Genomic DNA, 13,629 nt, shown 5'->3' on the forward strand with positions numbered 1-13,629 from the left:
AGACTCTCTTTGTCACGAATAAACTGTTTTACCGCCATCGAACCAATTTCCCTTATCTCAACTCATCTTCAACAAATATAAAGCCATAAAATATAAAATATTTTAGCACAAGCTAATTAGCTTACAGTAAATCACAACTATTTTGCAATAGAATATTTTTCTTGTATCTCCTTCGAAACATGCACAGGCACAGGGGAATAATGATCAAAAACCATTGTATACTGACCCCGACCCTGCGACATAGAACGTAAAGAATCCACATATTTGAACATACAAGCAAGAGGAACATGAGCATCAATCACAACATATACAGAACGATTTTCCTGCCCCTGAATATGCCCTCTTCGTGAACTTAAATCACCAATAACATCACCAACATATTCCCCAGGGATAACAACCTCAACCTTCATAACAGGCTCCAACAATTGCACTCCCATTTTACTTGCCGCCTCCCTAAAACAAGCTCTAGCAGCAATCTCAAAAGCAAGAACAGAAGAATCAACATCATGATAAGCACCATCCAATAAAACAACTTTCATTCCAAGCATAGGGAAACCTGCTAATGGACCAGAAGAAAGCATACTCTCAATGCCCTTCTTCACACCAGGGATATACTCTTTTGGAATAGCACCCCCCACAATTTTAGATTCGAATACAAAATCTTCTCCATCAGGATTAGGCTCGAATCCTATCTTGACCTTAGCAAATTGCCCCGCACCACCAGATTGTTTCTTATGAATATAATCATGCACACAAGCCTTGGTAATCGACTCACGATAAGAAACATATGGAGCACCGACATTAGCATCTACTCTAAATTCACGTGACATCCGATCAACAATGATATCAAGATGTAACTCACCCATACCAGCAATAATAGTCTGACCAGAATCCGGATCCGACCGAACTTGCAAAGAAGGATCTTCTGCCGCAAGGCGACTTAACGCAAGAGACATACGCTCTTGATCACCTTTAGACTTGGGCTCAATAGCAACTTGTATCACAGGCTCAGGAAAATCCATCCTTTCCAAAACAACAGGCTTAGAAGGATCACACAAAGTTTCTCCCGTTATAGTATCCTTTAACCCAGCGAGAGCGACAATATCACCACAATAAGCTTCATCAATGTCTTCTCGGGAATTGGAATGCATCTGCATCATACGACCAACACGTTCTTTTTTATCTTTGATCGTGTTTAACAGGATATCTCCCTTTGAAATTTTCCCAGAGTAAATACGACAAAAAGTCAACGAACCAACAAAACTATCCGCCATCACTTTAAAAGCGAGCATAGAAAGAGGCGCCGAGTCCAATGCCGGAACATCTATTTCACTATCAGTTTTTACGTCAATACCTTTAATAGCCCTTACATCAAGAGGAGACGGCAAATAGTCAACCACCGCATCCAACAAAGGCTGTACACCCTTGTTTTTAAATGAAGAACCACACAGAACAGGGAAAAACCTTACAGAAATAGTGCCTAAACGAATTAAAGAACGTATCTTATCTGGACTAAAAGACTCACCCTGCAAGTAAGAATCCATTGCAGTATCATCTACATCAACTATAGATTCAATCATCTTTTCACGATAAGAATCAGCCAAATCTTTCATATCTTCCGGTATTTCTACTACATCCCAACTAGCCCCTAGATCTTCATTTTTCCATAAAACAGCCTTCATCTCAACAAGATCAATCACACCCTGAAATTCACTCTCAGACCCAATAGGCAATTGTATCACCAAAGGATTAGCTCCAAGCCTAGAAGAAATCATTTCAACGGAACGATAAAAATCTGCCCCCATTTTATCCATTTTATTGCAAAATATAATACGAGGAGTGGAGTATTTATTAGCTTGACGCCATACCGTTTCTGTTTGTGGCTCAACACCAGCGTTAGAATCTAACAACGTTATCGCACCATCTGAAACACGAATAGAACGCTCTACTTCCATAGTAAAATCAACGTGTCCAGGAGTATCAATAATAGTTAATTTCTTCTGAATACCATCACGTCCCTGCCAGAAAACAGTAGTAGAAGCAGATGTAATAGTAATACCACGCTCCTGCTCTTGCTCCATCCAATCCATTGTAGCACAACCATCGTGCACTTCACCAATTTTATGAGATTTCCCAGCATAATACAATATACGCTCAGTAGTAGTCGTCTTACCAGCATCTATATGGGCCATGATACCAAAGTTACGACTATCTTCTATCTTACATTTACGAGCCATTTTTTTGAACCTTTCGCAACATTACCAACGATAGTGCGAAAAAGCACGATTAGCATCAGCTACTTTATGCGTCTCTTCACGTTTCCTAACAGCAACACCCCGACTGTTAGCAGCGTCAACAATCTCTCCTCCTAAACGATCTATCATAGTTGTTTCATTACGCTTGCGCGCTGCCATTATAATCCAACGAATAGCAAGAGCCTGACTTCGCTTAGCAGTTATCTCCCCAGGAACACTATAAGCAGCCCCCCCTACACGACGGACACGAACCTCAACTTGAGGAGTAACATTACTCAAGGCCTGACGAAATAGAATAACTGGATCTTGTTTCTCTTTTTTTTCAATCAGGTCAAATGCTCCATAAACAATACTCACAGCTACAGACTTCTTACCGTCATGCATAATGGCATTCATAAACTTAGAAACAATAGGATCAGAAAATTTTGAATCAGGCAACACTTCACGGACTACCGCTCTACGACGTCGGGACATAATAACTCTCTGTCTTTCACAATCTAACTACAATACTATAAAACTAAAGACCAACACAAAAACTATTTAGGACGACCAGCTCCGTATCGAGAACGAGCCTGCTTGCGGTTCTTCACACCTTGTGTATCTAGAACCCCTCTAATCACACGATATTTAACCCCAGGAAGATCCTTGACACGACCACCACACAACATAACTACTGAATGTTCTTGTAAATTATGTCCCTCTCCAGGAACATAAGCTATAACCTCAATTCCACTAGTCAAACGGGCTTTAATAACCTTACGCAATGCAGAATTAGGCTTTTTAGGCGTCACTGTATAAACACGAAGACACACACCTCTTTTCTGAGGACTACCTCTAAGAGCTGTCATTTTAGCACGAACACGAAAAGATCCTTTACGAGGTTTGCGTATAAGCTGATTAACAGTAGGCATTTTTTATAGCTCTCTTCCTAAAAAACATCTTTGATATCCCTCATTTACAATCCAAAAACAAAACACAACTGCTACATACAAAATGCACCAGCCAAATTATCCAAATCAAAAATCAATGGAAAATACATCAAATAAAGACATATTCACTAACAACCATATTCCTGGAAAATTACACCAGAAAAAGAATATCAAGAACTGATAAATACACGGGTGTACCAGCCGTGGTAATATTTTCTTACGCTCACGTCAAGATGAATCCATATAAAATCATCAAAAAACTAAAATATCTTCATCTAATAACAATGTTTTCTTCTTAATTCAATTTTTTTTGAAAATAACACTACAAAATAAATAACTAATACAAATAATTTATCCAGTGAAAAAATTATTTCCAAAATACTTTTACAAAGATAACAATATTATCACTTTTATCAAGATTGTTTATACATTGATCCAAATATTAGTTAAATATGCACATGTAAGGAAACTCTTGATTTTAATATACGATTATCTCTATAATAAAATAGAGTACGAAAAATGAACATATCATAAAAAGCGTATTTATATGAAAATAAAGTATTTTTATTTATGTAAAGTGAAAATCTTGAATATTGCATTTCTCTAAAAAACTTTTTATTCGTATACTAAAAAATATATGTATGAAGAATCCTTGTTTATTAGCACAAAAAATAAATTTCTTGATTATGATCGCTAATTACGAAAACCAAAATGAGAAGTTTTAATTGATATTATGACTGATAAAAAAACAAAAATTAACCCTACATTAATCCGAAACATTGCAAATATCCTTAATGAAACTAATTTGACAGAAATTGAAGTAGATGGCGATGGAGTGCGAATTCGCTTGTTGCGCTCTCCTCAAAAAGATCCTTCGATAAATAACCTTGATAAAAAAAATGAACAAGTAAATTACGTCTTGGAATCTAAAGTATCTCAATTAACAGAAGATAGTAATTCTAAACCAATAGAAGATAATAATTCTAGACTGAGCACCAAAAATATCCAGATTCCTATTCCTGATAATTCTCTTACAGTGACCTCTCCAATGGTGGGGACAGCATACTTGGCTAGTAGCCCAGGAAGTGATCCTTTCGTAAACAAAGGAAACCTTGTAGTCAAAGGACAAACCCTTCTTATTATCGAAGCAATGAAAACAATGAATCATATTATAGCACCATGCCCTGGTACAGTTGTGAGTATAAATGTAGAAAATGGTCAATTAGTAGAATATGGTGATTCACTTGTGGTTTTAGAAAAGAAAGAGGATAATAAATGATTTCTAAGATTCTTATTGCCAATCGTGGAGAAATCGCCTTACGTATTTTGCGTGCTTGTAAAGAGTTAAATATTTCTACAGTTGCGGTGCATTCAACCGCAGATTCTGGGGCTATGCATGTACGATTAGCAAATGAAAGCGTATGTATTGGACCACCTCACCCCAAGGATAGCTATTTGAATATTCAACAAATAGTAGCTGCATGTGAGATAACAAATGCTGATGCTGTTCATCCTGGATATGGATTCCTTTCAGAAAATGCAAAATTTGCCGAAATATTAGAAGCTCATCATATCAAATTCATTGGACCCTCTTCAGAACATGTAAATATGATGGGTGATAAAATTACTGCAAGAAAAACCGCCCAAGAGCTTGGAATACCTGTGGTTCCTGGATCTGATGGGGAAGTGCATAATAAAAATGCTATGAATATAGCTAAAAAAATAGGTTTTCCAGTGATGATCAAGGCTTCTGCAGGAGGAGGAGGACGTGGAATGCGCATAGCGCACTCTGAAGACGATTTGCTAGAAGCAATTAATCAAGCACGCTCCGAATCACTAGCCGTTTTCGGTAATGATGCCGTTTATATAGAAAAATATCTTAAAAATCCACGTCATATTGAAATACAAGTTTTTGGAGATGGTATGGGAAATGCTGTTCATTTTGGTGAACGAGATTGCTCCGTACAACGTCGTAATCAAAAAATATGGGAAGAAGCACATTCTCCTGTAATAAGTGCCAAGGAGCGTGAAGAAATAGGCGAAATATGCGTGCAAGCAATAAAAAAGATTCGTTACCGTGGTGCAGGAACAGTAGAATTTCTTTATGAAGACGGAAAGTTCTACTTTATAGAAATGAATACACGATTACAAGTAGAACATCCTATTACTGAAGCAATTACAGGCTTAGATCTTGTACATGAGCAAATATACGTAGCATCGGAAAATCGTTTATCTATACAACAAAAAGATATAAAATTTTCTGGTCACGCTATAGAATGTCGCATTAACGCCGAAGATCCTGAGAAATTTATACCTAATCCAGGTAAAATCACCTATTACCATGCTCCTGGTGGATTAGGAGTAAGAATGGATTCTGCATCTTATCAAGGATACGTGGTACCTTCTTACTATGATAGCCTTATAGCTAAATTAATTGTCCATGGGAAAAACCGTAAGGAATGCATGATGCGATTAAATCGAGCATTAAATGAGATTGTTATAGATGGAATAGAAACAACTATACCATTATTTCAAAATCTAATAAAGAATGAAGATATTATAAAAGGAAATTATGATATTCATTGGCTAGAAAACAATTTTCTAAAACAAACATCCTAAATTTCTAATTCCCTAAATAACTAAATTATGAATATAAATCCATATATTATAATCAGAGCATATTCTTTGGGAATATTCCCAATGGCTGATTCAGATGATAGCGAAGAAATTTTATGGATAAAACCTTCTAAAAGAGGAATAATTCCTCTAGATAAATTTCATATTTCAAAAAGATTAAATAAATATATTCGCCGTGGAATATATGATATTCGTGTTAACACAGCATTTGAAAGCGTGATATCCTCCTGTTCTCAGAAAACACATAATCGTCAGTCAACTTGGATTAATAAAAAAATACGAAATTCATATATTGATCTTTTTCATATGGGGTATGCTCATACGGTAGAAGCATGGAAAGAAGAACAATTAGTCGGAGGATTATATGGAGTGTCTCTTGGAGCTATATTTTTTGGAGAGAGTATGTTTTCTCGCATGGAAAATGCTTCAAAAATTTGTCTTGTTCATCTAGTAGAACATCTCAAGAAACGCCAATTTCTATTGTTAGACACACAGTTTATCACTAATCATCTAAAACAATTCGGAGCTATAGAAATAACTAATACCACGTATGAAAAACTACTAGAAAACGCATTGAAATATTCTAAAATATCTTTTTTATAGAAATAAAGATTAATACTTTATATGAATACTATAATTTAAAAGATAGGAAGAATTCTATATTAATTATATTCATTAATACAATATTATAATTTTACTAATGAGTTATTGATCTACTATCTTTTCTAACATTAATATCACCTACAGATAAAGGAAGAGAATTATCACCTTCGCTTTCAAGGGATTTCGGCATCCTTAATAATGCATGCTCAAGAACTTCTTCCATAAAAGAAACAGGTATAATTTCTAATCCATTCTTAACATTTTTAGGAATTTCCATCAAATCTTTAACATTTTCTTCAGGAATTAATATTTTTGTAATACCAGCTCTTAAAGCAGCAAGAAGTTTTTCTTTTAATCCCCCTATTGGCAATACTCTACCACGAAGAGTTACTTCACCTGTCATAGCAACGTTTTTATAAACCGGTATACAAGTCATAATAGATACTATAGCAGTTGCCATAGCAATACCAGCAGACGGACCATCTTTAGGAGTAGCTCCTTCTGGGACATGAACGTGTATATTGGTATCATTGAATGCTGTCGGAAGAATACCAAAAGAAGAAGATCTTGATTTCACATAAGAAGAAGCTGCTAAAATAGATTCCTTCATTATTTCCTTAAGATTACCTGTAATAGTAATTTTACCTTTTCCTGGCATGACGACACCTTCAACCGTCAATATTTCACCGCCCACTTCAGTCCATGCCAATCCTGTAACAATACCAATTTGGTCTTCTCCATCTATTTGACCATATTTATAATGAGGAACTCCTAGATAATCTTGTAAATTGCTTTTGTTAATAGAAACAGTCTTTTCAATACCTTTTACAATTTTGGTAACTGCTTTACGTGCTATTTTCATCAATGCACGTTCAAAATTACGAACTCCAGCTTCACGTGTAAAAAGACGAATTATGTCTAATAATACATCATCGCTTATATCAAATTCTTTTGACTTAAGAGAATTTATATTTAAAACTTTTTTAATAAGATGATTCTTAGCTATTTGTAATTTTTCTTCCTCAGTATAGCCAGAGATACGTATAATTTCCATACGATCCATTAAAGGAATAGGAATATTTAAAGTATTAGCTGTCATAACAAACATAACTTTAGAAAGATCATACTCAACTTCTAAATAGTGATCAACAAAAGAAGAATTCTGAGCTGGATCTAAAACTTCTAATAATGCTGCAGACGGATCTCCCCTAAGATCCGATCCCATTTTATCAATCTCGTCCAACAACAGCAAAGGATTACTTCTTTTAGATTTTTTAAGCGACTGTATAATCCTACCAGGCATAGAACCTATATAAGTCCTACGATGACCCCTAATATCTGCTTCATCATAAACACCACCAAGAGACATCCTTACATAATTACGTCCTGTTGCTTTTGCAATAGATTGTGCTAATGATGTCTTTCCTACACCTGGAGGCCCGACAAAACAAAGAATCAGCCCCTTATTCTCAGCTGAACGAATCTGTACTGCCAAATACTCAATAATACGTTCTTTAACCTTTGCAAGACCAAAATGGTCTTGTTCAAGAACACTAGTAGCGAAATCAAGATCCTTTTTAGTCTTTGAATTTTTATCCCACGGAACTCCTAAAAGCCAATCTAAATAATTACGTATAACAGAAGATTCAGCAGAGAGAGGATTCATCTGACGTAATTTACGCAATTCAGACAATGCTTTTTCGCGAGCTTCTTTTGAAAGCTTTATTTTAGAAATACGATCCTCAAATTCTCCTATTTCATCACGACCTTCTTCACCATCATCAAGTTCTTTTTGAATAGCCTTCATTTGCTCATTTAGATAGTACTCACGCTGTGTTTTTTCCATCTGACGTTTTACTCGAGAACGTATACGATTCTCAACTTGTAAAATAGATATTTCACTTTCCATAAAAACGAGTAACATTTCGAGACGTTCTTTTACAGAAACAGCTTCTAATATTTTTTGTCTATCAGTTACTTTAATTGATAAATTAGCAGAAATTACATCTGCTAGTTTTGAAAAATCCTCAATCTGAGAAGTAATACTTTCTAATTCAGGAGAAATTTTTTTATTTAATTTTATATAATTACAGAATTCTGAGATAACAGAACGACTAAGTGCCTCAAGTTCAATTAAATTCTCATCGGGATCTGGCAAAACTTGAATATTAGCTTCTAAAAAATCGTCACGCTCTATATATTCAACAATACGAGCTCTAACATTTCCCTCCACCAAAGTTTTCACAGTACCATCGGGCAATCTTAGGATTTGCAATACATCAACTACAGTACCAATTTTATAAATAGAAGAAGATACTGGATTTTCATCACTAGAGTTCAACTGAGTAACTAGGACAATCTTCTTATGAGAACTCATTGCTTCATCAAGAGCACGCACTGATTTCTCTCTTCCCACAAACAATGGAACAATCATATATGGGAAAACCACAATATCACGCAACGGCAAAAGTGGATAAGTTATACTAGAACTGCTACAGAGATCTTTACTCTCGCCTTCACACGCAACACCTGACTTTTTTTCATCGTCTTGATTCAAAATCACCCACCGAAATAAATAACTACGATAACAATACCGTAGAATAGAGATTTATAAATGTAACTTAAACGCTGTATTATATCAATATATCTAAAACATATAAGAATACAAAAGAAAATCAAAGATATATTTTAAAAAAAACATCTTCAAAAAATTACTTTCGCTTAAATTCAGAATGTCATTATGTTATTAAATCACATATAAATAATACAAATCATTTATCTATTTTTAAAAGAACACCCCATATTGCACACGATAAAAATTTAAGCAGAAACGTTAGCTTTTTCATCTCTCCTATCATCATACACATTAAGAGGGCATGCACTACCCTTAACAACATCCTCAGAGATAATCACACTGCTAACTCCTTTTAACATAGGTAATTCAAACATAGTATCAAGGAGTATTTTTTCTAATATAGAACGTAAACCACGAGCTCCTGTTTTATGAACAATAGCACGTTTAGCAATTTCCCTCAAAGCATCCTCATGGAAAATAAGTTTCACATCTTCCATATCAAAAAGACATTGATATTGTTTTATCAAAGCATTTTTAGGCTCAGAAAGAATTCTAACAAGAGAATTTTCATCAATATCCTCAAGAGAGGCCAATACAGGAAGACGACCTATAAATTCTGGAATCAATCCAAATTTTACTAAATCTTCTGATTCAATATTACGTAATACATCTCCGATAAGACGATCATCTGAATCCTTAACAACAGCAGAAAAACCTATTGAGGCCTTTTCTCCTCTAGCAGAAATTATACGATCCAATCCCGCAAATGCTCCACCACAAATGAATAAAATATTTGTTGTATCTACTTGTAAAAATTCCTGTTGAGGATGCTTCCTCCCCCCTTGTGGCGGGACAGAAGCAATAGTTCCTTCCATGATTTTCAAAAGAGCTTGCTGCACTCCTTCTCCTGAAACATCACGGGTAATAGAAGGGTTATCAGATTTCCGAGATATCTTATCAACTTCATCGATATATACTATCCCACGCTGAGCACGTTCCACATTATAATCTGCCGCTTGCAGCAATTTTAAAATAATATTTTCAACATCTTCACCGACATAACCAGCTTCTGTCAATGTTGTAGCATCAGCCATCGTAAAAGGAACATCGATAATACGCGCAAGAGTTTGAGCAAGATAAGTCTTACCACATCCAGTAGGACCAACTAAAAGTATATTCGACTTAGAAAGTTCTACATTACTATTCTTAGAAGAATGAGCTAAGCGTTTATAGTGATTATGAACCGCAACCGCTAAAACTTTTTTTGCCTGACTTTGTCCAATAACATACTCATCTAAAACTTGAAGTATCTCTTGTGGATTAGGAATACCTTCATGTGACTTAGTTATAGAAGACTTATTCTCTTCATGAATAATATCCATACATAACTCAACACACTCATCACATATAAATACCGTAGGACCTGCAATCAATTTTCTAACTTCATGTTGACTTTTACCGCAAAAGGAACAATAAAGCGCGTTCTTTGAGACACTACCATTATTGCCGGTTTTACTCATAGAATTCTCCCTTAATTAGCAAGCTGTAAAAACATTCTAAAATAACTTCAATAACATAGAACATTATTTACAAACAACGTTATATTTTTCGTTACCATAAAACACATCTTCCGTAGTTAAAACATTCTCGCTCTCGTACTTATACACAATTTTAAAATATCAATTCATTTACATCAGACATTTACATAAAAAACAAATAATCCATATTACGCTATACTGTCCTAAAATCTTTTCGATATTTTATTTGGCAAAAGATATATAATCAAAAAATTACTTGTGCTCTACTGAGATATCAACACGAGATATCAAGACCTTGTCAACCAAGCCCCAATCAGATGCCTCATCAGCTGACATGAAGTAATCACGATCTAATGTCTTCTCAACCTCTTCATATGTCTTGTCACAATGTTTAACATATATATTATTCAAACGGTGCTTAATTTTAATAATATCTCGAGCATGACGTTCAATGTCAGAAGCTTGACCAGAAAACCCTCCAGATGGTTGATGCAACATAATGCGAGCATTAGGCAAAGCAAAACGCATGCCTTTTTTACCAGCAGATAAGAGTAAAGACCCCATAGAAGCCGCCTGACCTATACAAAAAGTAGATATCGGAGGCTTAATAAACTGCATAGTATCATAAATTGCCATCCCAGACGTCACAACGCCTCCAGGTGAGTTAATATACAAAGATATTTCTTTTTGAGGGTTTTCTGCCTCAAGAAATAAAAGCTGAGCACATACGAGTGTAGCCATATGATCTTCAATCTGACCAGTTATAAAAATAATACGTTCTTTAAGCAAACGAGAATAAATATCGTAAGAACGCTCTCCTCTATTAGTTTGTTCAACTACCATTGGAACAAGACCTAAAGACATATCATCATAACCTCTTTGCATATATTCCTTAAACTCCATATTTTTAAGATTCCCCGTCTATGTTTATACGTATTACAGAATCTACATTCTAAATATTGATAAATACATTAAATTATCTAAGTTATCAAAATAATTTAAAATACCAACAACGTTACATATAAATCCGTATAAAGTGTTAATATAAATAACATATAAACAATAATATTATTTCAAAGATATAGCTAAATATAAATCACACATTATTTATATATGATAATAAAATAAGAAAAACATGTTATAACAACTACATAGAAATTATCAATTGATTTGATTATCAGAACGATTTCATGTGTAAAACACAAAATAATACAACGTAGTATTAGGGGGAACATACTGTTGTTTTATTATCCAATATTTTTTCTTTATTAACTCACATTTTTTTAATTTTTTTTGAAACAATTAAAAATCATTACCTTCAAATCTTGATAACCACATATCATAGTATTTAGATAACGCCAGAACGAGATAACTTATCTTTTTTATAATCTTCAAAATTGCCTTCAAACCACTCAACATGACCATTACCTTCAAAAGCCAAAATATGAGTTGCCAAGCGATCCAAAAACATACGATCATGGCTAATAATAACAGCACAACCTGCAAAATTTTCTAATGCATCTTCAAGAGCGGATAATGTTTCCGTATCTAGATCATTAGTAGGCTCATCAAGCAAAATTACATTGCCACCACTTTTAAGGATTTTAGCTAAATGAACACGACCTCTTTGACCACCAGAAATAGAACCAATCCTCTGCTGTTGATCTACCCCTTTAAAATTAAAAGCACCACAATAAGCACGAGAATTTATCTCATGTTCATTGAGCTTAATTATATCATCCCCTCCTGAAATTTCTTCCCAAACTGTTTTTTCCGCATTTAAAGCATCCCTACTTTGATCAACATAACTCAAACATACTGTCTCTCCTATATTAATCACGCCAGAATCAGGCATTTCATCTCCTATTATCATACGAAATAAAGTGGTTTTACCCGCTCCATTAGGGCCGATGACACCAACAATACCCCCAGGAGGCAATCTGAAAGAAAGATTATCAATCAATAGGCAATCATTATAAGATTTTGAAATATTTTTAGCCTCAATCACAACATTACCCAAACGCTTCCCGACAGGAATAATAATCTGAGCGTTGCCAGGATGACGCTGCGAAGAAGATTCAACTAATTCTTCATAAGAGCGAATACGAGCCTTAGATTTAGATTGCCTTGCTTTAGGAGAAGATACAATCCATTCTCTCTCACGTTCTATTGCTTTTTTACGGGAAATTTCCTCACGATTTTCTTGATCCATACGCTTAACTTTCATTTGCAAATATGTAGAGTAATTTCCCTGATATGGAATTCCTTTTCCACGATCAACTTCCAAAATCCAATTAGTCACGTTATCTAAAAAATATCTATCATGAGTAACCATCAAGACAGCACCAGAGTATTCTCGTAAATATTTTTCCATCCATGCAATAGTTTCTGCATCAAGATGGTTAGTTGGTTCATCAAGCAATAAAAGATCTGGACGAGAAAGTAACAACCTACAAAGCGCAACACGCCTCTTTTCTCCGCCAGAAAGAGAAACAACATCCGATTCACCATCCGGGCAATTAAGAGACCCTATAGACATTTGCACTTCAGTCTCAAGATCCCACAACCCTTTGGTGTCTATAATATCTTGCAACTTAGCAATTTCTTCTTCTGTATCTTCTGAATAATTCATCATCAGTTCATTATATTTGTCGAGTACAGCTTGCTTATGTGCGACACCATCTAAAATATTCTCTCTCACTGTTTTAGAATAATCTAATTGCGGCTCCTGAGGTAAATAACCAACTGTAAAATCAGTTGCTAACCAAGCATCACCATTATAATCTTTATCAAGACCAGCCATAATCCGTAAAATAGTCGATTTCCCAGCACCATTAGGGCCAATAATTCCTATTTTAGCATCTGGATAAAAAGAAAGATTAATATTATCTAAAACCTTTTTGCTTCCAAAAAATTTACTGAGGCCTTCCATATGATAAATAAACTTACGCGCCATAAAAAATACCCTTACTTTTTAATTGAGTTTTAGGTCAACTATGTTACTAAATCAAAGACTAAGTAATCAATTAGATGAAATCAATTTTTTACCAAAATAGTATACCTTATCATTTATTAAAGAATGGGATCAAAAT

Annotated in this window: 10 protein-coding genes; 3 read left to right on the top strand and 7 right to left on the bottom strand. The window is 34.7% G+C overall.

Annotated features, from left to right (window positions below; translation table 11 throughout):
* Positions 1-137 precede the first annotated feature (137 nt).
* From fusA to rpsL, 3 genes are all read right to left on the bottom strand, one after another.
* Positions 138-2,237 (bottom strand): elongation factor G, encoded by a 2,100-nt coding sequence (fusA, locus tag GY664_RS03810; protein WP_333948145.1) that lies wholly within the window; start codon positions 2,235-2,237, stop codon positions 138-140.
* A gap of 21 nt (positions 2,238-2,258) precedes the next feature.
* Entirely contained in the window at positions 2,259-2,729 is a 471-nt protein-coding gene (rpsG, locus tag GY664_RS03815; RefSeq protein WP_333948146.1) for a 30S ribosomal protein S7, read from the bottom strand.
* A 62-nt stretch (positions 2,730-2,791) separates the two neighbouring features.
* Complete coding sequence (rpsL, locus tag GY664_RS03820; protein ID WP_333948147.1) at positions 2,792-3,166, bottom strand: 30S ribosomal protein S12; 375 nt, start codon at positions 3,164-3,166, stop codon at positions 2,792-2,794.
* Between the two features lie 751 nt (positions 3,167-3,917).
* Between rpsL and GY664_RS03825 the strand changes: the two genes are divergently transcribed.
* Genes GY664_RS03825 through aat form a run of 3 tightly spaced genes read left to right on the top strand, consistent with a single transcriptional unit; the run spans position 3,918 to position 6,424 of the window.
* Positions 3,918-4,463 carry an acetyl-CoA carboxylase biotin carboxyl carrier protein gene (locus GY664_RS03825; protein WP_333948148.1) on the top strand — a complete coding sequence of 182 codons (546 nt, stop codon included), beginning with the start codon at positions 3,918-3,920 and terminating at the stop codon, positions 4,461-4,463.
* Positions 4,460-5,803, top strand: a complete 1,344-nt coding sequence (gene accC / locus GY664_RS03830; protein WP_333948149.1) for an acetyl-CoA carboxylase biotin carboxylase subunit — start codon at positions 4,460-4,462, stop codon at positions 5,801-5,803. Before GY664_RS03825 ends, accC begins: the two co-directional genes overlap by 4 nt.
* 27 nt (positions 5,804-5,830) lie before the next feature.
* Positions 5,831-6,424 (top strand): leucyl/phenylalanyl-tRNA--protein transferase, encoded by a 594-nt coding sequence (aat, locus tag GY664_RS03835; RefSeq protein ID WP_333948150.1) that lies wholly within the window; start codon positions 5,831-5,833, stop codon positions 6,422-6,424.
* A gap of 94 nt (positions 6,425-6,518) precedes the next feature.
* On the opposite strand, the gene lon is transcribed toward aat, so the two are convergent.
* From lon to ettA, 4 genes are all read right to left on the bottom strand, one after another.
* Complete coding sequence (gene lon, locus GY664_RS03840) at positions 6,519-8,981, bottom strand: endopeptidase La (protein ID WP_408612133.1); 2,463 nt, start codon at positions 8,979-8,981, stop codon at positions 6,519-6,521.
* Between the two features lie 263 nt (positions 8,982-9,244).
* Positions 9,245-10,519 (bottom strand): ATP-dependent Clp protease ATP-binding subunit ClpX, encoded by a 1,275-nt coding sequence (clpX, locus tag GY664_RS03845; protein WP_333948151.1) that lies wholly within the window; start codon positions 10,517-10,519, stop codon positions 9,245-9,247.
* A gap of 270 nt (positions 10,520-10,789) precedes the next feature.
* Positions 10,790-11,440 carry an ATP-dependent Clp endopeptidase proteolytic subunit ClpP gene (clpP, locus tag GY664_RS03850; RefSeq protein ID WP_333948153.1) on the bottom strand — a complete coding sequence of 217 codons (651 nt, stop codon included), beginning with the start codon at positions 11,438-11,440 and terminating at the stop codon, positions 10,790-10,792.
* A 445-nt stretch (positions 11,441-11,885) separates the two neighbouring features.
* A complete protein-coding gene (ettA, locus tag GY664_RS03855; protein ID WP_333948154.1) occupies positions 11,886-13,493 on the bottom strand; it encodes an energy-dependent translational throttle protein EttA in 1,608 nt (535 codons plus the stop codon).
* Between the last annotated feature and the right edge of the window lie 136 nt (positions 13,494-13,629).

The sequence above is a fragment of the Candidatus Liberibacter brunswickensis genome (assembly GCF_036858155.1).
In the GTDB taxonomy this organism is placed as follows: Bacteria; Pseudomonadota; Alphaproteobacteria; order Rhizobiales; family Rhizobiaceae; genus Liberibacter; species Liberibacter brunswickensis.